The sequence below is a fragment of the Pseudomonas sp. Cab53 genome (assembly GCF_018325965.1).
Taxonomy (GTDB): Bacteria; Pseudomonadota; Gammaproteobacteria; order Pseudomonadales; family Pseudomonadaceae; genus Aquipseudomonas; species Aquipseudomonas chlororaphis_E.
This window is the reverse complement of sequence record NZ_AP021902.1, coordinates 3007055-3027915: the sequence shown is the minus strand read 5'-3', so window position 1 is coordinate 3027915 and position 20861 is coordinate 3007055. Positions and strand designations below refer to the sequence as shown.

The 20861-nt window shown below is 60.5% G+C and carries 21 protein-coding genes; 9 read left to right on the top strand and 12 right to left on the bottom strand.

Features of this window, described 5'->3' with window-relative positions:
- Positions 1-8: 8 nt before the first annotated feature.
- The 6 genes from KI241_RS13225 to tssI are packed head-to-tail and all read right to left on the bottom strand — an operon-like array spanning position 9 to position 6657.
- Positions 9-875: a hypothetical protein gene (locus KI241_RS13225; RefSeq protein ID WP_212803820.1), complete on the bottom strand. Its 867-nt coding sequence runs from the start codon at positions 873-875 to the stop codon at positions 9-11.
- The gene (locus KI241_RS28005) at positions 875-1789 is read right to left on the bottom strand and encodes a DUF4150 domain-containing protein (RefSeq protein ID WP_042728586.1); all 915 of its coding nucleotides are present in this window, start codon (positions 1787-1789) and stop codon (positions 875-877) included. The genes KI241_RS13225 and KI241_RS28005 overlap by 1 nt, the downstream gene beginning before the upstream one ends.
- A complete protein-coding gene (locus tag KI241_RS13215; RefSeq protein WP_042728587.1) occupies positions 1786-2838 on the bottom strand; it encodes a 3-oxoacyl-ACP synthase in 1053 nt (350 codons plus the stop codon). The genes KI241_RS28005 and KI241_RS13215 overlap by 4 nt, the downstream gene beginning before the upstream one ends.
- The gene (locus tag KI241_RS13210) at positions 2835-3977 is read right to left on the bottom strand and encodes a DUF2169 domain-containing protein (RefSeq protein WP_042728588.1); all 1143 of its coding nucleotides are present in this window, start codon (positions 3975-3977) and stop codon (positions 2835-2837) included. Before KI241_RS13210 ends, KI241_RS13215 begins: the two co-directional genes overlap by 4 nt.
- A gap of 12 nt (positions 3978-3989) precedes the next feature.
- Entirely contained in the window at positions 3990-4439 is a 450-nt protein-coding gene (locus KI241_RS13205; RefSeq protein WP_042728589.1) for a DUF6484 domain-containing protein, read from the bottom strand.
- Between the two features lie 16 nt (positions 4440-4455).
- A complete protein-coding gene (tssI, locus tag KI241_RS13200; RefSeq protein ID WP_042728590.1) occupies positions 4456-6657 on the bottom strand; it encodes a type VI secretion system tip protein TssI/VgrG in 2202 nt (733 codons plus the stop codon).
- A 178-nt stretch (positions 6658-6835) separates the two neighbouring features.
- On the opposite strand from tssI, the gene KI241_RS13195 reads away from it, so the two are divergent.
- On the top strand, positions 6836-7909 hold the full coding sequence (locus KI241_RS13195) for a LirA/MavJ family T4SS effector (protein ID WP_047738578.1): 1074 nt from the start codon (positions 6836-6838) through the stop codon (positions 7907-7909).
- A gap of 32 nt (positions 7910-7941) precedes the next feature.
- Here KI241_RS13195 and KI241_RS13190 read toward each other — a convergent pair whose 3' ends face one another.
- The 4 genes from KI241_RS13190 to KI241_RS13175 all read right to left on the bottom strand — a co-directional run bounded on the left by KI241_RS13190 (position 7942) and on the right by KI241_RS13175 (position 13311).
- Positions 7942-8748, bottom strand: a complete 807-nt coding sequence (locus KI241_RS13190; RefSeq protein WP_042728592.1) for a hypothetical protein — start codon at positions 8746-8748, stop codon at positions 7942-7944.
- The gene (locus KI241_RS13185) at positions 8741-10948 is read right to left on the bottom strand and encodes an AAA family ATPase (RefSeq protein ID WP_212803819.1); all 2208 of its coding nucleotides are present in this window, start codon (positions 10946-10948) and stop codon (positions 8741-8743) included. The genes KI241_RS13190 and KI241_RS13185 overlap by 8 nt, the downstream gene beginning before the upstream one ends.
- A gap of 144 nt (positions 10949-11092) precedes the next feature.
- Positions 11093-11767, bottom strand: coding sequence for a TetR/AcrR family transcriptional regulator (locus KI241_RS13180; RefSeq protein ID WP_212803818.1), 675 nt, complete (start codon positions 11765-11767; stop codon positions 11093-11095).
- A gap of 17 nt (positions 11768-11784) precedes the next feature.
- Complete coding sequence (locus KI241_RS13175; RefSeq protein WP_212803817.1) at positions 11785-13311, bottom strand: FAD-dependent oxidoreductase; 1527 nt, start codon at positions 13309-13311, stop codon at positions 11785-11787.
- 230 nt (positions 13312-13541) lie between these two features.
- Between KI241_RS13175 and KI241_RS13170 the strand changes: the two genes are divergently transcribed.
- A complete protein-coding gene (locus tag KI241_RS13170) occupies positions 13542-14060 on the top strand; it encodes a hypothetical protein (RefSeq protein ID WP_047738574.1) in 519 nt (172 codons plus the stop codon).
- Positions 14061-14089: 29 nt separating this feature from the next.
- Here the strand turns inward: KI241_RS13170 and KI241_RS13165 are convergent, their stop codons facing one another.
- Positions 14090-14884 (bottom strand): helix-turn-helix transcriptional regulator, encoded by a 795-nt coding sequence (locus KI241_RS13165; protein WP_042728597.1) that lies wholly within the window; start codon positions 14882-14884, stop codon positions 14090-14092.
- A 127-nt stretch (positions 14885-15011) separates the two neighbouring features.
- Between KI241_RS13165 and KI241_RS13160 the strand changes: the two genes are divergently transcribed.
- From KI241_RS13160 to map, 6 genes are all read left to right on the top strand, one after another.
- Positions 15012-15200, top strand: coding sequence for a DUF1656 domain-containing protein (locus KI241_RS13160; protein WP_047739556.1), 189 nt, complete (start codon positions 15012-15014; stop codon positions 15198-15200).
- 10 nt (positions 15201-15210) lie between these two features.
- Positions 15211-16119, top strand: coding sequence for an HlyD family secretion protein (locus KI241_RS13155; protein WP_212803816.1), 909 nt, complete (start codon positions 15211-15213; stop codon positions 16117-16119).
- A complete protein-coding gene (locus tag KI241_RS13150; RefSeq protein ID WP_052497356.1) occupies positions 16119-18062 on the top strand; it encodes an FUSC family protein in 1944 nt (647 codons plus the stop codon). The genes KI241_RS13155 and KI241_RS13150 overlap by 1 nt, the downstream gene beginning before the upstream one ends.
- Before the next feature lie 59 nt (positions 18063-18121).
- Positions 18122-18280, top strand: coding sequence for a hypothetical protein (locus tag KI241_RS13145; protein ID WP_185057671.1), 159 nt, complete (start codon positions 18122-18124; stop codon positions 18278-18280).
- Positions 18281-18397: 117 nt separating this feature from the next.
- A complete protein-coding gene (locus KI241_RS13140) occupies positions 18398-18604 on the top strand; it encodes a ParD-like family protein (protein ID WP_042728600.1) in 207 nt (68 codons plus the stop codon).
- Between the two features lie 2 nt (positions 18605-18606).
- The gene (map, locus tag KI241_RS13135; RefSeq protein WP_042728601.1) at positions 18607-19389 is read left to right on the top strand and encodes a type I methionyl aminopeptidase; all 783 of its coding nucleotides are present in this window, start codon (positions 18607-18609) and stop codon (positions 19387-19389) included.
- A gap of 11 nt (positions 19390-19400) precedes the next feature.
- Here map and KI241_RS13130 read toward each other — a convergent pair whose 3' ends face one another.
- A complete protein-coding gene (locus tag KI241_RS13130; protein WP_212803815.1) occupies positions 19401-20279 on the bottom strand; it encodes a LysR substrate-binding domain-containing protein in 879 nt (292 codons plus the stop codon).
- 152 nt (positions 20280-20431) lie between these two features.
- Between KI241_RS13130 and KI241_RS13125 the strand changes: the two genes are divergently transcribed.
- Positions 20432-20857: a VOC family protein gene (locus KI241_RS13125; protein WP_042728603.1), complete on the top strand. Its 426-nt coding sequence runs from the start codon at positions 20432-20434 to the stop codon at positions 20855-20857.
- Positions 20858-20861: the final 4 nt, after the last annotated feature.

Sequence of the window (20861 nt, the reverse complement as noted above, 5' to 3'; positions counted from 1 at the left end):
GGAGCCTGCTAGGGCAGCGGGTGGCCAAAGAAATAGCGCTTACCCACCTCAAAGGGCTGGGGCGATGCCAGGTAGCGATCCAGGATGGCCGCGGCATTGAGCGGCTGAAAGTCGCCGTTCCTGGCGTAGAAGCTGGAGCAGTCGACACCGCTGTACACTTCGAACTTGCGTCTCCAGACGAGGAAGTTGCTCCAGTCGATCCACGTCTCGGTGTCACCAGGCATCAGCGCCTTTCGCATCAGCCAGGCTTGTTTGTTCAGGTCGATGGGCTCGCCGCCGGAAATCGAACACCGGTCGCTGCCATAAGCGTTCTGCAGTTCGCGCAGGCGTGCGTCGACCGCATCTTTGTATTGGCTGTCGCTCAAGCCGCTGTCAAAGAATTCGGGTTCGTTCTCGACAGGGTCCAGCAGGTTGGTCAGGTTGGCCTCCACGGCCGCCCGGTCGGCCCGCCGCGTCAGCGTTCGCCACGCCTCGACCATGAACGGGATCAGCCACAGCACTCCCGACCACTGGGCCGCCAGGCACGCCTCGATGCGAAGGTACGGCGGGGCTTCGAGCATGAGTTCGGCGAGGAACTCCAGGTCGCTGTCCAGGCCGGCATCGGCGGTCAGGCCAAGGCAGGCCGAGACCAGTGTTGGCGCGCAATCCTTGTCCAGGATCCATTGGCGCAGGTGTGACACATGGCTGTAATCGCCACGCTTGGCACTCTCCAGGATCGAAGCCAGCGCCAGCCACGGGTCATCGCTGCGCCATCCCTCAGGTGACAATACTTGCGCCGGGACGGGGCCGGCGTAGTGGTATCCGCGCCCCTTCCAATAGAAGCAGTCCTGAAGGAAGTCCGGTCTCTGGGTGTACGTGTAGATGCTGGTATTCATCATGCGGGCCTTGGGAAACTGTTGATGCGCGCCTCTTGGAGCGTACTCAACTCGCCTTCGAGTTTCTCGCACTTCTTGCCCGTGGGCGCAAGATTTCCTTGCCCCGCCGGACACCCCCCGGCGGCCTTGGGAACCCTGTGCGCCACGGGTTCTCCCTGGCCCACGCCTTTCCACTCCATGTAGGCTGGCCGATTTATCGTCCAGTCCGTCTCGATGTTACTTTTCTCCCGCTTGCTGGTGACGTAGTACTTGTTGCATCCACTGGGTTTTTTTCCGGCAGGAGGCAGCAGGTGCCGGCACTGGGGATTGGCCCGGACCTTGGCGAGGAGGGCGGCGTTCCCGGGGTTCTGGGCCGTGCCATAGAATTGTTCCTCCGACATGAATTCACCGTTCGCCTGGGCCTTGGAATGCGCCGTGCCGCCGCAGCATTCACATTTGTGTTTGCCCGCCACCTTGGCGTCTTGCTGGACCGGGGCGTACTTGGCGGTATTGACCATCGGCACTGCCGCATTGGCCGCCGGGCTGGCGTGGTTCGAGGTGGTGAGGTCGGTGTGCCGGTCGACGTTCTGGCCTTCGAACAGCACGTCCATCGACCATGAAATAAAGTAGGTCTTGCCGGTGATGACGTGGGTGATGACACCGGCGCCCTGGCTTCTTGTCGCCGGTTCGTCACCCAGCGGTGAAGTTTTGTAGAACGAAAGGTTTTTCAGCATCACCTCCTTGTTCTTGATCTTGACCGTGCGGCTGCCTTTCTTCATGTCCTTGGAAAATGAAGTGTCCGGGTAGGGGACCGGAATGGGGCCTGCCGGCGGCGGCGGAGGGGTCAGGCAGACATCCGGAAATGCCGCGATGACTTTGCCACCGCCTGCCTTGCAGGCAATCTCATCGCCGTTTGCGTAGACCTCGCAGCTCATGGGGCACCCCCGGATTGACGCGGGTCACGCACCACTGCAACGGCCCGTGCGCCTTGCAAGGCGCTGGTCAAGCAGATCGCGGTGCTGCCTGGTGCATAGCCCTTGCGCAACGCCTGGTCGGCGAGGATCAACTGGGCGATGCCGGCCACCGCTCCGGTGTCGCCCATGGCCTGCGCCCAGTGCCAGAGAGGCTGGTCCTCTTTTCTCACCGTGCGCCACAGCCGGGCTTCCATCAGGGGGATTTCCTTGAACCCGTATTGCTCCCCCGTGGCATCGGACAGGCGCAGGTCAATCTGGTGCAGCCCCAGGTTCGACTGTGCCAGCGCAGCCCGCGCGGCCTCGGCCAGGCCCTCTGCCCGAAAGGGCTTGCACGACAGCAAAGGTGCCTGTTCCTGGCCAAATCCCAGGCCACAGATTTGCAGGCAGGTGTCCGCTTGCCGGCGGGCCTGGACCAGCACGGCCGCGGCGGCTTCGCCTGGAAACAGGCCGTCCACGTGAGTGCTGGTCTTCAACCGGCGATGTTGGTCCAGCCACTGTAGTGTCGATGCGTTGAGCAGCGAGTCGACTCCGCCCACCACGCAAGCGGGGACGCCCGCTTCGAAGATCAAGCGACTGGCTTCATGCAGGGCGCGCAGGCCGGCCACATGGCCGCACGGGATGACTTTCGACAGGCCGGGGTGGAACTGTATGCCCAGCCGCGTGGCGAGATCCTGAAGAATGGTCTGGGCCAATGCCCTGATATCGACACCCGGACGTTCGGGTTCAGCCAGGCACAGGAGCAAGGGCACCTCCTTGAAGTCCTGTGTTGGCGCGTTCTGTATCAGTTCGGCGAGCGCCTGCATAAAGAGTTTGGACAGGCGCGGCGAGGCCGGCAAATCCAGGTCCAGGGTGGGCACCGCCGCGCCGATGATGGGTTCGCCGTCGTTGTCCAGGAACGGCAGTTCCGAAAGCGCTGAAAGGCCTGCGCGCCTGGCGGCACAGGCACTGGCAACGCACAGGCCCACCGGGCTGACCATGCCCGTGCCGGTGATGAACAGGGGCGGCGTCATAGGGTGTGTTCCGAAGGCGGATAGGCTTCTTTCGTCCACGCAATGAGCTGATCCAGTGACTCGAAGTGTTGCTTGCCCCGCATGCGTTCTTCGTAGGCCTTGGCCTGTTCGAACTGACGGGCTGTCTGCCCGACGATGACGCGGGCGACCTCCCTGATGTTGCGCCCAAGCGGCGATGACGCTCGCCACGTCAGGGTGAATCGCCTGGCGTCAGGTTCGAGAATGACTGTGTCGACGACGGCTGCGCTTTCCCGGGTGCTGCCATCGTGCAGGATGATCAGCATCGGCAGTTTCAAATGGGCCGGAAGCCTGAATGCCGAGCGGCCCTTGTCGTCAAGGTTGAGCAGCGCCACCTGCTCACCCCCTTGCGGGTAGTCCATTTGCTGGTCCTGCGGCGCACTCTGGAAGTAGCGCACGTCAAAATCCTCCGGCAGAAACGGAAACTGCTGATCGAGCCATTTCTGATCGTACGTGCCGGCCCATTGGACCCGCTGCCGCCAGGCCCGTCCCACGGGACCCAACGCCATCGGTTTGTAATGACCGTCGGGCGCAGTCACGGGCTGGTCCAGCTCTTCGGTAGTGGGCAGCGGCAGGCCATTGAGCTGCGTGGGATCGGCGCCGGGGTGGTAGCCGACCCCCACCGGGTTCCACGGGTACCACGAGTGCTTCGTCGGGTCTACCGCCGTCCGGTCCACGCCGCCAAAGGCCTGGGCATAGGTGATCGGCATCCTGGTGAATGGAAGCGGCCTGCCGACCGCGTAGGAGAAGGCGCCCGCTTCATAAATGCGTGGCCCGACCACTTTGAAGGCCTTGACCAGCGAGCCGATCTTCATGGCAACGTTCACATCGGTGGCCGGCACGCCATCAGGGGCGTGGCAATGCCCATTGAGCAAGACATCGCAGCGTGGCTTGTAAAGGGCAAAGTCATTTTCGTAAGACGCCGCTGATTCCCCGGGGTCGCCGGGGAACACATCGGCCGTGACCAGCGGCACCTGGTCGTCCAGCAGCCGGGGCTCGTGCACGGGATGCACGGGGATGCCATAGGTGCCTTTCGCGACCATGACCAGCCACTCGCGGCCGGTCTTGTCGGTTGCGCTCGTGTAGCCGCTGGCCAGGCGGGTCTTGTTTATCCATTCCATGGCATGACGGTCTCAGTTGATCTGGACGGAACCGCCCTTGATACGGTTCACACCGGTGGAGCGGCTGGACAGGTAGGCTCCTCGGATCAGCACCTTGCCTTCGCGGGTGAGGGTGATGCTGGCCTTGCCACAGCGCAGGACGATTTCCCGTTCGGCGATGAACTCCATGCGCTCGCCGTCCAGTTGGGCCACCGCCGGCACGCTGGTTGGCGACGAACGCTGGATGCGACCGATCACCAGTGGCCGCGCCGGGTCGCCGGCCTCGAACATCAGCGCGAGCTGCACGCCAATGTCTTCGCGACGCAGCGGTGTGGTGCTGCGCGCGGCGAGGCCTGCGTCATTGGGGCAACCGGGAAAGCCCACCACCGGGGCGTCGGCGCTGGGCACGTCCAGCAGCACACCGATGACGACACCGTCCAGGCGCGTGTCCTTGCAGGCGGGAAGAGGCTGTGAAACGGTCATGGCGCACGCTCCAGGGTTAGTTCTGCAGGACTTTCTGGCCTTTGACGACCACATTCCTGTCGGCCTTGATCTTGATGGCACCGGAACCGTCGACAGTAATGTTCTTGCCGCTGATCATGATGGTGCCGTCCTTCTTCAGAGTGATGCTGGCCGCCCCGGTGGTCAGGGTGATCGAGTCACCGGCGGTGAGCGAAAAGTGCTTGCCGACGTCCAGGCTGTCGTTCTGCTTGATGTTGGTGGTACGGCTCTGGTCGACATCGCGGGATTCGTTCTGGCCGACGTGGGTGCTGTGGTTGCCGGTGATGTCGGTGCTCTGGTTGCCGCTTATCTCGATGCCTTCATTGCCCTTGACCGTTTCGTTGCGGTTGCCCGCAATCCCGATCGTTTCATTGCCGCCGACATCCTCGGTGCGATTGCCCACAATCGTGATGGCCTCGTTGGCGCCGACTTTTTCCGTGCGGTCCGCTCCGATGGTGATGTGCTCGTTGCTGCCGACCTTCTCGGTACGATTGACCCCGATGGTGATTTTTTCATGGTTGCCGACCTCCTCGGTGCGGTTCACACCGATGGTGATGGTCTCGTTGTTGTCCACCGTTTCCGTGCGGTCGTGCTTGACGTGCACGGTCTCGTCGTTGTCGATGGTCTTGCGGCGGTCATGACCGACCCAGTGGGTTTCGTCGTTCTCGACCTCGATGTCCTGGTTCTTCTCGGCGTGGATGAACAACTGCTCCGAGCCTTTCTTGTCCTCCATGCGGATTTCATTGAAGTTGGCCGGCGAGCCGCCCTTGCTGGAACGGCTTTTCACACCGCTCTGGGTGGCATTGGCGGGGAGGGCATAGGGCACGGTCTGTTCGGCGTTGTAGACACGGCCGGTGATAATCGGCCGGTCGGGGTCACCTTCCAGGAAACTGACGATCACTTCCTGGCCGATCCGCGGCAGGTGCATGGCGCCCCAGTTCTTGCCGGCCCAGGCCTGGGATACGCGAATCCAGCAGGAGCTGTTCTCGTTGGACTGGTCGTGACGGTCCCAATGGAAGTGCACCTTGACCCGGCCGTATTGGTCGGTCCAGATCTCCTCGCCGCTGGGGCCTACCACCACGGCAGTCTGCGGCCCGCGAACAATAGGCATGGGGGTCAGCGGGAGCGGACGGAAGGCCTGGTGGGCGTCCATGCAATCCAGCTCGCTGACGAACTGTTCGGCCAGGTCCGATTGTCCGCTCTCGTAGGGATCCTGGCGGATCTGGTAGCGTGCGACCACCACCAGGTACTCGCGATTCTGGTCCGCCCGGTCGTACCCCGTCAGCTTGAACAAATGGCCGGCGCCCAACCCACGGGCGAGACCGCGCAACTGCACCCGCTCGAACTGGCTGTGAATGGCTTCGATACGCGTACGGGCGTAGTGCTCACCGTCGTTGCTTTGCAGGTATTCACCGGGGTAGTCGTAGAGCGGATAGTCGCCGTTGCTGTGGCTGCGGCCGACACTTGAGCGTACCTCGAGGCTGGCGCGGGGACGCTGGAAGTCGTAGTCGTTCAACGCCAGCGAACCGGGCTGCACTTCCCGCGCCAGTTGCCAGTCGTAGAAGTGATCGCGCTCGCGCATTTGCCGGTCGGGTGGATAGAAGGGCACCGAGGCGTAATCCGGCACCGTGGAATGGGCGCCGTAGGCATCGGCCAGCACCAGCACATGGCGCGCCTGTTCGTGCCGGAAGTAATAGTAGATGCCTTCCTGCTCCATCAGTCGACTGACGAAGTCGAAGCTGGTTTCGCGGTACTGCACGCAGTATTCCCACTCGCGGTAGCTGGCGCTCAGGCTGTCTTCGAAATCGGAAAACCCAAGGTCGCGAAACACCTGCTTGATGATGTCCGGGACGGTCTTGTTCTGGAAAATCCGGCAGTCGGACGTACGTGTGAGCAACCAGAACCAGGGCCGCAGGCTGACACGGTAACCGGCGAACTGGCCGTGGCCGGTCAACTGGCGGCAGCCGCAGACGACGCCATGGAAGTGCCGCTTGCCTCCGTCGTGCAGCTCCAGCGCCAGGCCCATCGGCTTGCCCAGCAACTGATCGAACGTGATCGCGCGGTTTTCGGACGTCAGGTCCAGCTCATAGTGAAAACACCGCCCCAGCTCTTCACTGCCTTCCATACCCTGCAACACCAGGACATTGCCGCCGAGTGGACTGTCGACTTGCACCAGGCGGTTGTTTTGCGTGATCTCCATATCGCCTCGTCATTGACCCGAGACAGCGCTGAACTGTGTTTCAAGATAGGTGACACGACAGGGTTGGTTAGGCTCGTTAGCTATAGGGGTTATTTCAAATGCACCAGCCGAGGGGGACGACGTGATTTGCGTATACCGTGCACCTTTGTGGCCGCGGGCTAAGCTCAAGAGGCCACTCATGGAGGATGACGCGATGCCCGCTCAGAGCGAAGCCAGTGTAGCGGTGGATTTCACCCAACACTTTTCTCAGGCGTTTCAAAACAGCGACTATTACCAGGACTTCTGCGATGTAGGAGCGCTTCTGTCAGCGGAAGAAAATTGTCGGGGCCCGCTGGCGTATCTGGAACAACAGTTATTTATCCTGTTCTCAGAGCGCGTAATGGCTGCCCAGGGGGCGTTACGCGCCAAGAACATCGACATTACGCCGGACACCTTGCTGGACCTGTTCAATCATTTGAGCGGCATGAGGAAACAATGGAACAGGGGGACACCCGCTGAGTTTAATGAACTGGCCGAGATCGCGAAGAAAACCACCAGCAAGCTGCTGACCACCGTGTTATCGCGCTGGGAAGCCGATAACGGCTTCGCTGTCGACAAGGAATTCTTTTCCAGCAAGCATTTACCGGCGGACTTGCTGGTGGGTAACGTGCTGTCGCTGTTCAACGATCAACTGGCATCGGGACGCCCCTTCAAGGACCTCGGCGCCGGCCCACAGCACGGCGAACATACCCACAGAATCCAGTGGTACCTGATCGGCATCGGGCTGAAACTCGGCCCCAAGGCTGGCGCCATGTTCAGGAATGTCAAACGCTGGATCAGCCGCCAGCCCATCACGTCCATCGACCAATCCAATACTGTCAGGCGATACCTCTGGGAGTATTTGTTCGACAGAGAGGGAGACCCGTCGAATGCCGCATCGGTTGCGTTCAGATGCACGGACAAGCTCGACTTCCGTGCGCCCAGCAACTTGAACAGGTTTCTAATGGACGATGCGCAGCGCGGGACGTATCCGCTCTTGAATTGGTGTTTGAACTACCGATTTGACAAACGTACCCACCAACGTGCGGGGATCGAGTATGTGTCTTCCAAGGTTTCCGATCGGAATGTCAAAAAAGTTGCGAACGCCTACGAGCGCCAGTTCGTCGAGCCTGGTGACAACCGGCTGCTCAGGGCTTTCAACAGTGGTTTGTTCATTCGCAGGGGGCATCTTATCAATGGGGTTAAATGGCAGAACTGGCCGGATGATCTTTAAGTCGGGCTGCGGTCATGCAGAGCCGTTTCAGGCTAACTGGCGGCACCGCCATTTTTGATCAACAGGGATGTGGACTTTGCAAGTGCCTGACGGAACGTCTCCAGCTCAGACGCCAGGTTACCTTCATTTGATGCCACATGAGCATTGATCACCTCCAGCGCATCCTTGAGCTCCGGCTTGCTGTTAAGCACGATCTCACGTGCAGACAGGTCTTTGAGCAGATTCAGACAAAGATGCCGGCCCTGTTCGCTTACACCACGATAGATAGAAATGATGTGGTCGTTGGTCTGTACGCGGATGAAGCGTACATGTTCGGCAAAGCGATGAAACCTTGGATGATACATTTCAGTGAACGTAGCGGGGGCCGGATACGCTTGCAAACCATGTTTGTCGGTGCCAGCCCAGACATTGTCGAGCTTTATCTGGTTGCAGTCGAAACAGGCAATCGCCAAGTTCCAGAAGTGGAAGGTGTACTGGACGAATGTCGCCCGCGGAAGAATGTGCTCAATGGGTTTGGCATAGGCAATATTAACGAGCGGACGCTGGCAGTAACAGCAAAGCCCGTTCTGTTCCTGTTCCAGAAATGATCGCAAGGCCTTGCGGATCAACGGGCCGGTTATCCCGGATTTAAAACCGTTCCTGTGCTTCGTCAGTTTGCTCCATAGATCGGTTTTCGAGGCGCGCAACCCTGTTTGGCGCCGTTTGAATTCGGCAACGGCGAGGGCATCCTGCTTCGACAGATGTTCGAGCGTCTTCTTGCGATGAATCTCACGTTCGTGGCATGCACCCTCATAGCGTGCACGTACCGCGTCCATCTCCGCCTGGGTAAGATCAACCATGGTAAGGCTCACTTTCTTCACGCAGCATTTCGATCGCTGCCAGGGTCTTTTCGATCAAATCGAGATCGCTGGCCTGGCGCTCATCCTGTTCGCCCCGGCCGCTGGTCTCAATGGTCGTCTTGAATGTTTTGAGCTTCTCGATTGCCGCTTCAGGCTTGAGGGCCGCATCGGGTGTGTTCATATCCGAGATAAGGGCGGCCACCAGTTTCGCGCATTGCTCATGCACTTCACGATTGTGCGGGGTATAGGTTTTGAAGCCCTCCATGAGCAGCGTTTCCACGGAGTGTCGCTCTTCGGCCGCTATCTCATCCAGGATACCGATCCTGGACAGGTAGCAAATATCGCCATCTGCTGCGTTGGCAATGAGGATGGGAGCATGAGTGGCTATCACGAAGGATGCGTTCAAGCGATCGCTCAGCAGATTGAGGATGCGCGGAAGCCGCTGTTGCCAACTGACGTGCAAGCTAATTTCAGGCTCGTCGATCAAAAAGGTGGTCTGGCCGGAGTCCGAGGCGAGGATCTTGATCAACAGGCCGATGATGCTTTGCTCCCCGGAGCTGAGGTTGTTGAAGGGGATCGTACGGTGCCTTTCGCGGATGAAGTTGACCTCATACTCGCCGATCGAACTTCTATCACGGTTGAGGTAGCGCATATCCTCGACGTCTGAAAGATCGAGTGTTTCTCGACGCTGGTCGCCGAAGCGGTCGTGGCTGAGTTCGGACTTCAGGATCAAATATATCGGCGAGCGAAAACCGATCAGACCCAAGCATTCCCTGAGTAACTCGACTTTGCCGGGATCGGATGAAAAAGCACCGATCTCTTTGATTATCTGGGTGTTGCGTGCACTTTTGTAATCGAACAGATGCTTGATAGCAGTATCGTCGGCGGGGAAGCGGTCCGCATGAGACAAGGGGAGGCCGACACTGCGATTTTCAGCTTCTGCCAGTTGGTAGGCGATGTCGCTGAGTAGGAAACTCTTACCCTCGCCGTTGTTGCCGATAATGTAGACACAACAGGGCTTGCCACGGCGTAACAGAACATCCGCAATGAACTTGCTGTTATCGGAGCGGGTTCGTTGGGAAGATCCGCCGGAGGCAGTCTTGAGTAGAAGTCTCTTGGTCAGGACGGCTTTCAGGACAGTGCCGGGCCGTTTCTGCGTCGTATTGCAGAGCCGCGAGATCGGTCTGAAGCCTGCGCTGAAATAGTTGTTGAGAAAACGCCTTACCTCACTGGAAAGGTACTCGTCGTGCCGGTGGGCAGCGCGGCCTTGCCAAAGGTTGTAGATACAGCCGGCAAGTAGCATTCGCTCGATGCCATCGAGCGGCGGCAGCGACTTGTTTGACAAGGAAACGTCGACGTAAAGCGTTTCCCGCTGGGTCAAATCGGTGTTGATAATGATTGCCGTGCAGTAATCCGAAGCGTTGGGCAAGCTGCTGAAGCCGATGACGGCTTCCACCCGGCCGCGGTTTTCGATCAGCGCATACAATCGAGACCACGTATCGGAAGTATTTGCGTGGGCCCAGTTATAGATCAGCACCAGCCTTCCCTGGACCTGATTATCCAGCATGTTTTTAAGCCCATAGAGCATTTGGGTCGAGTCAGGGTAGGGCGCATCCACAAGGAAGGTCGCTGGCGACGAGTGGCGATAGTTCTTGGCGGTCACGAAGTTAGCCCGGATATCCATTGCAGCCAGTCGGAAGCTGATGAGGTCTCGTAGGTGTGGGGCAATATCATCGGACATCGGAAAAGAATCCCTGGGGTGAGCACCCAGCAACCCCAGGGAAAGTTCGGCTGTGTTCGGGTTTACTTCAAACAGGGACGTCGGCAAGGTCGATTGAATGGTGCCAACCAGTGCGGAGACGAGCTTCGGATGGCGATAATCGATCCCTAATGGCAAAGAAATAGCTTTCGCGGCCAGATGCGTCAGCAGAAAGTCCGCGTCCTCGCCAGGTTCAATGATGTTTTCTGCTTCAAGCAACAGATGGTTGAAGTCACTGAGTTTGATCGAAGCCAGTTCCGGGTTTTCCATCATTTTTTGGGCGCTCGCGTACAGCGTGCCGGAAGGCTTGCCTACCTTGGAGATGATCACCAGCATCAACAGGAAACGGGTGTATTCGGGGACGTTGATGACCCCCTTTATGCGGGCCTCAAGCGTTTCGATAATCCGGTTGGCACTGATTTCGCGATCATCATGGTACATGTCAGTCGTGGTCCTGATCTGTCAAAGGGCTTTCCGTGGCGATGACTGGCAACTGGCCATCTAGGGCTATTGGAATGCTTCGGCGGCTTAAATTCAACCAGGGCGGGAAAATGAGCGCCTTTGTCCGGGTTGCGAGAAATTCGTTTAGCGCTTACCTCTGGGTGATCCACCTTCACTGGCTGGGTCGACACACGGCATCATCCCCCTAATCACCGTCTCGGCATGCTGCCGGGCAAGCGCTTGAAGGTCGGGCGCGTAGGGACTGAACAGGCCGAATATCTCTTTGAACAAGGCCCCCGCGATCATCGGGCCTAGCACGGAAAACGCATAAAGAGTCGGGTCGCCAGGACGAACTTCACCGCGTTGTTGCGCCTCGCCAATGATCCCCGTCATCAGTTTCAGCAGGTGGGCCACGACGTTGTCGTGCCAGATCGTCGCCAGGTCAGGGAACGTTCTGCTTTCAGCGATCACCAGCCGGGCCAGGGCAGGAACGCGGCTGTCACCCAGGCGTCCGGCCGCACCGCTGAGTATCAGGGGCACCAGGTCGCGCAGTGGTCCTCGATAGCCTGTCGACACCTGCTCGATGTCTTGCAGGTTGATCGAAACGGCGTGCTGCACAACGGCACGAAACAGGTCTTGCTTGGTGTCGAAGTAGCGATAGAGCGTGCCTTTGACCACGCCGGCGCGCTTCGCCACGTCGCCCAGCTTGGCCGCGGCGAAACCACATTCGGCAAACACATCCAGCGCCGCGTCGATGATCTCGGCGGGGCGTGCGTCCTTGCGCCGGTTCCATTTGGGTTTGGTATCCGTAACGTCCATCGCCTGGCCTGAGTGCTTCAAACCGGCAGTATAAAGCCGCGCTCACTGAAATAGCGGTTTAACGCGGCGATGTCCGCATTGGGGTCAGCCAGTGCCACGTAGGTGTCCGGACGCAACAGATACACGGCGTCTCGCGCCATCCCGGCCTTTTGGTGCTCAGGCTGCCAGGCGAAGACGTGCAGCGCCATGCCGCAGGCCTGGCACCATTGCACCAGGTCGGGCCTGGCCTCACCGTAGACATGCACCTGCCAGCCAATGGCACGCAGGGACTCGTAATTGTCCGCACCGGGCGTGGGCACCCACGGCAGCCGATCACCGCCCTGGACGTCACCTGCCTGCCCCTGGCTCAACGGACTCTCGTGGTAGTTGAGGGTGGTTTGCGAAATGACACGAAACAGGTACTCACGCACGTTTTCGCGCTTGTACGCGACACTCGCGAACACGGGGACTATGCGGGTGCGCACGAAGTCGGCGAACCCGCCTTGGGCGGTTGCGAACGTGAACACTTTGTCGGTGGTCTCGACGAGCTTGTGGGCAAAGGCCTGGCGCTCGGTCTGATAACTGTCGAGCAAGGTCTCGCCAGCCTTGCCGTTCAACACCGCGGCCAGTTTCCACGCCAGATTGATCGCATCGAGAATCCCCGTGTTCATGCCTTGGCCACCTGCTGGGCTGTGGACGTGGGCGGCGTCGCCCAGCAGAAACGCTCTGCCATGGCGGAACCGATCCGTGACGCGATGGTGGACGCGATAGGTGGAAAACCAATTCACGGCGCTGATCTGGATGTTCAGGCCATCGATCGCGTCGTGGCTGACATCTGCAAATGTCAGTGTTTGCGGAGGCTCGGCACGTTCGTCCCGGGCGGTGCCAATCAGGCGATAACGATCCGCTTCACCGTAAGACAGGACCAGCACGAACTCGGACTGGTTGAAAGCCACATGGGCTTCCCCGGCAGGCTCAACGCCGCTGGCGGTGACATCGGCGACGTAAAAAAGCTGCTTGTAGGTGCCGCCATCGAAACCGCTGCCGGTCGCATGACGAACGAGGGAACGGGCGCCGTCGCAGCCGGCCAGGTAAGACGCCGTGAACGTTTCCTCGTGCCCGTCGGCATGTCGCAGGAGGGCCGTGACCTGGCCTGGCTCTTCCTCGAAAGACAACAGTTCGGTCTGGCGTTCGACGTCGATACCAACGCCCTGGAGCTGTTCGATCAGCAGGCGCTCGTGACGATCCTGCGGGTAAATCAGGACAAACGGGTAGGGCGAGATCCGTGCGCCCGCATCGATCAGTGGCAAGCGTGCTTTGCGATCACCACGGGCCCACATGTTCATGGCGGGTGTCTTGTAACCGGCATCCACCACTGCATCGGCCATGTCGAGCTGGCGATAAAACTCCAGGGTACGTGCCTGCACCGCCATGGCGCGAGACGTTTCACCCGGGGCGCTGCTCTTGTCCACTATCCGGACGGCAACGCCTTGCCGATGGAGCCAGAGCGCAAGCGTCAATCCAGTGGGGCCGGCTCCCACAATGAGCACATCTGTCTGTGGCATGAACTGGCCTCACGACTATTAATGACCTTTGAGTCATTAGTAGTCTTGAAGGCTGGTGCTGTCAATGATGGGGCTTGGGCGTTGGGCCGGATAGGGTCATGGAGGAAGGCGAACCCAGGCGTATTCCCTGGGAACTGGTTAGAACAACCTTGAATCCATTACCATCAGGCCGCTTTTCGGCAATCCCAAGTCGCTGAAATGGCTGGGGCAATGGAATCAGGGAGAGATGGATGTACGTCAATCAAAAATCCGGCAGGTTTATCTTGCTGGCCTGCGTGTTGGTGGTGAGCGGTTGCACTTCGTTTTTGCAGGGCAAGCAATATATCGTTCCCGGGGCCGATGACCCCGCCGCAACCGTTCGCCTTAAAACAGGCGGTGGTGCGAGGCTCGATGCCATGACGTTTAGCGACAACGGTTGCTATGCCGGTTACACGACCCTGCCTTCAAACGGCGACCACATCGAATCCCGAGTGGCTGCGAACAAGGAGCTGATCCTGACCTACTGGAAAATCACAGGAAGCAGCGCTTGTAAGATCCCGTTCTCCTTCACGCCACAGGATGGAGCCACCTACACCCTGGTCCAGGGCTCCTGGAGCGAACCTAAGGCAGGCATTCTTCCTATCTTCAACCGCGACGAGCATTTCTGCGGGGTAGGCGTCATCAAAAAAGTCGGCGATCAAGAGAGCGTAGAACCCATTCAACAACTGAAGATCAAGACCGGGTTCGCCTGCCTCAAGTTCGTCAAGTAAGCATGTCACCTCGTAGTCTGTGCCTTCGACTAGCGCGTCACGGTATTGCGGATATACCGCGCCGGCGACGAGCCCAGCGTCTTGCGAAACATGCTGATGAACGAACTCACTGACTCGTAGCCGAGCGCCTCGGCGGTGCGTTGTACCGACTCGCCCTCGGCCAGGTTCTGCAGGGCCACGATGATTTGCCATTGCTTGCGCCATTGGCCGAATGTCAGCCCGGTTTCGCGCTTGATCAGGCGCGCCAGGGACCGTTCGCTCATGGCGACCTGATGGGCCCACTGGGCCATGGTGCAGCGATTCGACGGGTCTTGCGCCAGGCTACGGGCGATGAAACGCAGTTGCGTCGAGGCGGGAAGCGGCAGGTACAGCTGTTCGGTGGGCGCCAGTTCCAATTGTTCGAGGAGGACGCTGGCCAACCGCGCCTGGGTACTGGCCGGCGGATAGTCCTGGGGCTGGGCGCTCAGGTGCAGGATCAACTCCAGGATCAGCGGGGAAAGCACCAGCGTGCAGCATTTTTGCGGTAGCGCGGCGGCACCGGGTTCCACGAACAGGTAGCCGATCTTGCCGTTGGCGGTCACCCGGTTGCTGTGGGCGATACCACCCGCAATCCACACGCCGAACCCCGACGGCACCATCCAGACCCCATCCTCCACGGTACACACGATGCCCCCGCGATAAGCCACCACCAACTGGCCTTTGCGGTGCGTATGCACGGGGAATTCGGTGTCGTGTCGCTGGCTCCCCAGCATCAGCGCGACGGCGGGCTGTTCGAAGCTGTCCAGTTCAAATTGTTCCATCGCCGAGAGATGCGTCTGGTCCATGCCGTCTCACTCAAGTTGTCTGAATTTGATTATAGGTTGGCAGCATACTCAATATCGGCACGTCCCTGCAGTGCTTAGCATCGTCACCAAGGCCATCAAGGTGATTGCCGACTGCGAGACGCAACCGATGCTGAGTGAAATCACAATTGCCCACCTCTACCTGCCTCCCTTCTTGCTGTACGTGGGGGTTGCAGCCCTGGTGTACGGGGCGCTGGAACGAATCATGCGGCGCTGGCTGGACTGGACCTGGCACCCGGAGATGGCGCGCTTTTTCGTGTCGCTGATCGTCCTCTCGCTGCTGGTCTTGAAGGGGTGAGGGCGGCGCAATGATCATCAAACAAGTGCTCAAGGTGCTCGTCACCCTTGGACTCGGGCTGATTGCCCTGCTGTTTTGCTCGCAGTTGTGGCGTGCCTATGAGTTGGCGCCCTGGACGCGGGACGGGCGGGTCAGCGCACACGTCATCCGTATCGCCCCTGAGGTGTCCGGCCAGGTGGAGCGGCTGCGGGTGGGCGACAACCAATGGGTGGCCAAGGGTGATCTGCTGTATCAGATCGACCGCAGCGCCTATTTGCTCGCCGAGCAACAGCGCACGGCCGAGTTGGGCGAGGCGCGCAGTGTCTTCGAACAGCGCAGCACGCAGTTCAAGCGTCGTCATCAGTTGGGCGATGCCATCGCGCAGGAGGAGATCGACAACGCCGCCCGTGACCTGGCAGTGGCCAAGTCGCGCCTGGACGCGGCCCAAAGCCAGTTGGCCCAGGCGCGCCTTGACCTGGACCGCACGACCATTCGCTCGCCGGTGGACGGCTACGTGACCCAACTGCGGCTCCAGCCCGGTGACTACGCGTCGGCGGGCCAGACCAACATCTTTGTGGTCGATAGCCATAGCTTCTGGGTCACCGGGTACTTCGAGGAAACCAAGTTGTCGGGGATTCGGGTCGGTGCCACGGCATCGATCAAGCTCATGGGGTTTGCGACGCCGCTTGAAGGGCATGTGGCGAGCATGGGCAGGGGCATCGCTGACGGCAATGAGCTGCGCAGTAGCAACGGCTTGCCTCAAGTGGCGCCAACGTTCAGCTGGATACGCCTGGCCCAACGGGTGCCGGTGCGGATTGAACTGGACAAGGTGCCGGCGGATGTGGAATTGGCCGCCGGGATGACTGCCAGCATCGAGGTCGCCGAGGCAGGGGCCGCGCCACGTTGGAGGCTGACGCAGTGGCTTCAGGCTTTCCTGTGATGGCCCGCGGGTTGCAAATGCTCGGGGCACGGCTCGGCGCATGGAACCTCCAGCCTTCGGGCTACCTGCTGCGCAGCCTCGCGGCGGCCACTCTGGCGCTATGGCTGGGCTTCCAACTGCACCTGGAGGCGCCGTTCTCGGCGGCTTCGACGGTGTTGTTGCTGATCCATCCGCTCCAGGGCGCGGTGGTCGGCAAAGGCTTCAATCGGGTGCTGGGAACCGTGGTGGGACTCGTTGTCGCGTTGCTCCTGACCGGTCTGTTCGCCCAGAAAATGCTGCTGTTCATCCTCGGGATCGGGGTATGGCTGGGGCTCTGCGTCGGCGCAATGACCCTGCTGCGGCACTACCAGGCCACGGCAGCCGTGGTTGCCGGCTACACCGTCTGCCTTGCCCTGGGGCCGGCCATCGTCGCGCCGCAGTTGGGTTTCGATCATATCGTGGCGCGGTGCACGGCGGTCGTAGTGGGGGTGTTGAGCCTGAGCCTGGTGGCCACCTTGTTCAGCCGCAAGACCGTCGAGCCGAAACTGCGCCTGGCCCTCCAGGACATCTGTTCCCGCACGCTGCAGTGGCTGGCCATGCAGCTCAAGGCGGAGCAGGGTGCGCACCCGGCGATTACGCAACGCCAGCTCGCCCTCGACATCAACAAGGTGGATGAGCTGCTCGGGGTCGGTCGAGGCGAGTCCTTTGTGATTCGCGCCAGGCAGGCGAACCTGCAGGCGGGGCTGGCGTACCTGCACGCCGTGGTCCTGGACGAATGCACGACCGATCGGTGTGTCTCACCTGCCTTCACCCAAACGGGCATGGCGTTGCAACAACTGGCCGACGCGCTACCCGGCTTTCGCGCAGCGGCCGATCGTGTCCGGGCGCTGCAAACTCGCCTGGCGCAAGCACCTGACCACACGACGAGCCAGCAGCGCTTGGAGGACCAACTGGCTGACCTGTCCAGCGCCTTGGTGAGCTTCGCCAGCCTTGAGCATGCGCCCCAGGCGCCTGCTCGCGCGGTGGGTTTCCATCGTCACTATGCAGACGCGTTGCGTAACGGCTTGCGAGCGCTGCTGGCGACGTTGGCAACCGCAGCGTTCTGGTACCTGTCTGCCTGGGACCAAGGGCCGACGCTGTTGGCGGTGTTAGGGCCGTGCTGCACGTTACTGGCCACCAGCCCGGCGCCCACCCAAGGCCTGGCGCGCTTCTTCGAGGGCACTGTCTACGGAATATTGGCGGCAGCGGCGTGCAAATTCCTGGTGCTGCCACACCTCAGCGGCCTGGCGCTGCTCACGGTGGTGATGATCGCGTTCTGGGCCGTGGGCATTCAAGCCACGACCCGCCCGCGTCACGCCCTGCAAGGCATCGCCTACCTGATTGGCTTCAACACGCTCGTCAGCACAGGCCTGGCTGCCCAGTACGATTTTGCCGACTTTGCCAACCAGGCGCTCGCGTGGCTCGTGGCGCTTGCCCTATGCGTGCTGGCCTTCCAACTGGTGCCGGGAAAACCCCACCGCCACCCACACGTGTTGAGGAAGGCGATTCACCAGGACACCCACCGACTGCTTCGTCATGGGCACCGGATTGACCTGTTCAAGTGGCAGGCCAGGCAGCAACACCGATGGGTGACCTTGCAGGCGTTGGCAGCGGCCGATGAATCGCAGACTGCCCAGGCCGACGCCACGGCCCTGCAACTGAGCCGGCAACTGATTCGGCTGCAACGCAAAACCCGCGACCTGGCTCCCGAGTCATCGACTGGTCAATGCGCGCGACGGGGCGATCGACGGATTTCGACCTCTGCCTCCGACCCGGCGATCAGCGCGGCCCAGGCCCGTCGAACCGCAAGCTCACTGACCCGCCTCGGCGCCCACGACCTGGCTGCCGATTATCGGGAGCTGGCGAGGCTGCTCGAAACGTACGCACACCTCGTCAGCGCGGATAAGCGCAAACGCTTTCGTTAACACAACCCAGGTGAAATGAAATGAAGCCACTTCTTGTTCCAATCCTATTCGGTTTGATCATGTCTGTTCCATGGAGCGTCCAGGCTTCGGACGGCGCTGATGCGCTGGAGCGTCGCCAGCAGGCCCTCAAGCAAGAGCAGACGCGCCCGGCGGGCAACGAGGACTCAACGGCCCGAGCGCCCAAGGCACAGAAACAGAAACCGTCCTTGGCGAGCTGATCACAACGCCGGCCCTGATGAATCAGGATTGCCAACGCGGGCGCCCGACCATTGCCCTTGGTTTTAATACATACAAAGCATATGCTCTTCATATACGAAACGTATGGAGTGAAACCAATGGGCATCGTGAACATCGACGACGAACTGCATGATCAACTGCGCCGCGCTACCAAAGTGTCTTGCCGTTCCATCAACGCGCAGGCGGCTTTCTGGATCAAGGTCGGACTGCTATGCGAAATGAACCCCGATCTGAGCTTCAACGAAGTCATGCGCCGTGAGCTCGGCAGCGCGGGTGTGCGGGCCCAGCCACTGGTGATGAGTTGAGCATGATCAAGAATCCGCAGCAGATCGCGCTGATGGCGGAGTCAGGGCGACTGCTGGCGTTGGTGTTCGAGCGGCTGGACCAAACCCCGCTCGCAGGAATGTCGACCCTCCAGGTCGATGCCATGGTGGAACGGTTCATCGTCGACGATCTCAAGGCCCGACCGGCGAGCAAGGGCCAGTATGGCTTTGGGTTCGTGCTCAATTGCTCGGTCAACGAGCAGGTTTGCCACGGCGTGCCATCGCCCTCCAGGATTCTGCGCGATGGCGATATCGTCAATCTCGACATCACCCTGGAAAAGAACGGCTATATCGCCGACTCCAGCAAGACCTACCTGATCGGCAATGTCAGTGCCGCTGCGCGGCAACTGGTCCAGGTCACGTACGAGGCGATGTGGCTCGGCATCCGCGCGGTACGCCCAGGCGGGCGGCTGGGTGACATTGGCGCGGCGATCGAGCAACACGCCAGGCGCAATGGTTACTCGGTGGTGCGTGAATACTGCGGCCATGGCATCGGCCAGCAAATGCACGAAGAACCCCAGGTGTTGCACTTCGGCAAGCCAGGCACCGGCCTGGTGCTGCGCGAGGGGATGGTGTTCACCATCGAGCCCATGCTCAATCAGGGCAGCAGCCACGTCAGGACCCTGGCCGATGGCTGGACGGTGGTGACCCGGGACGGCGCACTCTCCGCGCAGTTCGAACACACCGTGGCGGTGACGTCATCTGGGGTGTCGGTGCTGACGTTGCGCTCGGATGAGTTGGACGGGCGTCCGGTGCCGGCCCTGTAGTCTGGGTGCCGTTAGAGGCGCTCGCCCTGGAGGTGCTCACGAATGAGCTCGGCCAGTAGCCGTGCCGGTTTGGTCAAACCCTGGCCAGAACGATGGATCAACCCGATATCACGGTGAAAGGTGTGCACGCCGAGGTCCAGTGCTCGCACGCCCGCCGGCCAGGGCGGGTTCTGCGTCGTTTGCGGTACCAGCGCAACCCCGACGCCGTTTTCGACCAGTTTGACGATGGCCTCCAGCTCATCCAGTTCGAAGACTTCGTGCGGAGTGACGTGCATCTGGCGCAGGAAGCGATCGACCTGCCTGCCACCGAAGGAGGATCGGTCGTAGCGAATGAAAGGGTGGGTGGAAAGCAGCGCCGCCCAATCGTCCCCTGGCACCTGGCGCGGCACGATCAGGCGGTAGGGCTCAAGCGCCAGGGTCGTCCAGCGCAGATCGCTGTGCAGCGAAAAGGGCGGTCGAATGATCACGGCCAGGTCGATCTCGCCAGCGTCGACCAGGTTTACCAGTTCCATCGACAGTCCCGGGATGACACGCGTGCGGCACAGTGGACTTTGCTGGTGAAACCGGGCCAGGGCATCCGGCAGGTAGGAGCGCTGCACGGACGCGATCGCACCGATGTTCACCCGCACGCTCGCTGGTTGCCCCACCGCCGCGGAGCCCAGGTTTTCGTAGAGCTTGAGCAGTTCCTGGGCCTGCAGGAGTACCTGCTGGCCAATGGGGTTGAGATGGGCCGTGCGGCCTTTTCTTTCGAACAGCTCGAAGCCGAGCTCGGCCTCCAGGCGCTGGACCTGTGCGCTGACAGCGGCCTGCGTGAGGCCGATTCTGTTCCCGGCAGCGGCAAAGGTGCCTTCGCGCGCCACCGCAATGAGCGTCTTGAGTTCTTTGATCATTCACAAATATTAATTGTGCTTCTAAGAAATATATATTGATTTTTCTGGTTGGTTTTACCCGCTACGATGCGTTTGTTCTCCCCGACAACCGCTGCCAGGCGCCATGACGATGGCGGTGTTCGCCCATCACAACAACAGTATCGGAGCCCCTGATGAGCCTCTCGCCCTTTCACCTCGCCATTCCTGTCTACGACTTGCCCGGCGCGCGACGTTTCTATGGAGAAGTCTTTGGTCTTGAAGAAGGACGTTCCAGCAGCCAGTGGGTCGATTTCAATTTCTATGGTCACCAACTGGTGATTCACCAGCAGCCGAAGACCGCCGCCCAGGAAAGTGTTCACAGCAACCCGGTCGATGGTCACGATGTGCCTGTCCCACACTTCGGCATCATCCTGGGGTGGGAACAATGGGAGGCGTTGGCCGAGCGCTTGAAGTCGTTTGGCGTCTCCTTCGTGATCGAACCCTACGTTCGCTTCAAGGGCCAGGTCGGCGAGCAAGCCACCATGTTCCTGTTCGACCCATGCGGCAACGCCCTTGAATTCAAGGCATTCAAGGACATGAGCCAGATCTTCGCGAAATAGAGGG

Excerpts from the sequence above, each read along its gene's own strand:
- KI241_RS13180 (WP_212803818.1), bottom strand. The coding sequence starts at position 11,767 with ATGGACGTTACGGATACCAAACCCAAATGGAACCGGCGCAAGGACGCA.
- KI241_RS28005 (WP_042728586.1), bottom strand. The coding sequence starts at position 1,789 with ATGAGCTGCGAGGTCTACGCAAACGGCGATGAGATTGCCTGCAAGGCA.
- KI241_RS13175 (WP_212803817.1), bottom strand. The coding sequence starts at position 13,311 with ATGCCACAGACAGATGTGCTCATTGTGGGAGCCGGCCCCACTGGATTG.
- KI241_RS13130 (WP_212803815.1), bottom strand. The coding sequence starts at position 20,279 with ATGATCAAAGAACTCAAGACGCTCATTGCGGTGGCGCGCGAAGGCACC.
- KI241_RS13225 (WP_212803820.1), bottom strand. The coding sequence starts at position 875 with ATGAATACCAGCATCTACACGTACACCCAGAGACCGGACTTCCTTCAG.
- KI241_RS13185 (WP_212803819.1), bottom strand. The coding sequence starts at position 10,948 with ATGTACCATGATGATCGCGAAATCAGTGCCAACCGGATTATCGAAACG.
- KI241_RS13140 (WP_042728600.1), top strand. The coding sequence starts at position 18,398 with ATGGGCATCGTGAACATCGACGACGAACTGCATGATCAACTGCGCCGC.
- KI241_RS13125 (WP_042728603.1), top strand. The coding sequence starts at position 20,432 with ATGAGCCTCTCGCCCTTTCACCTCGCCATTCCTGTCTACGACTTGCCC.
- KI241_RS13215 (WP_042728587.1), bottom strand. The coding sequence starts at position 2,838 with ATGACGCCGCCCCTGTTCATCACCGGCACGGGCATGGTCAGCCCGGTG.
- KI241_RS13205 (WP_042728589.1), bottom strand. The coding sequence starts at position 4,439 with ATGACCGTTTCACAGCCTCTTCCCGCCTGCAAGGACACGCGCCTGGAC.
- KI241_RS13165 (WP_042728597.1), bottom strand. The coding sequence starts at position 14,884 with ATGGACCAGACGCATCTCTCGGCGATGGAACAATTTGAACTGGACAGC.
- KI241_RS13190 (WP_042728592.1), bottom strand. The coding sequence starts at position 8,748 with ATGGTTGATCTTACCCAGGCGGAGATGGACGCGGTACGTGCACGCTAT.
- tssI (WP_042728590.1), bottom strand. The coding sequence starts at position 6,657 with ATGGAGATCACGCAAAACAACCGCCTGGTGCAAGTCGACAGTCCACTC.
- map (WP_042728601.1), top strand. The coding sequence starts at position 18,607 with ATGATCAAGAATCCGCAGCAGATCGCGCTGATGGCGGAGTCAGGGCGA.
- KI241_RS13195 (WP_047738578.1), top strand. The coding sequence starts at position 6,836 with ATGGAGGATGACGCGATGCCCGCTCAGAGCGAAGCCAGTGTAGCGGTG.
- KI241_RS13155 (WP_212803816.1), top strand. The coding sequence starts at position 15,211 with ATGATCATCAAACAAGTGCTCAAGGTGCTCGTCACCCTTGGACTCGGG.
- KI241_RS13160 (WP_047739556.1), top strand. The coding sequence starts at position 15,012 with ATGCTGAGTGAAATCACAATTGCCCACCTCTACCTGCCTCCCTTCTTG.
- KI241_RS13145 (WP_185057671.1), top strand. The coding sequence starts at position 18,122 with ATGTCTGTTCCATGGAGCGTCCAGGCTTCGGACGGCGCTGATGCGCTG.
- KI241_RS13170 (WP_047738574.1), top strand. The coding sequence starts at position 13,542 with ATGTACGTCAATCAAAAATCCGGCAGGTTTATCTTGCTGGCCTGCGTG.
- KI241_RS13150 (WP_052497356.1), top strand. The coding sequence starts at position 16,119 with ATGGCCCGCGGGTTGCAAATGCTCGGGGCACGGCTCGGCGCATGGAAC.
- KI241_RS13210 (WP_042728588.1), bottom strand. The coding sequence starts at position 3,977 with ATGGAATGGATAAACAAGACCCGCCTGGCCAGCGGCTACACGAGCGCA.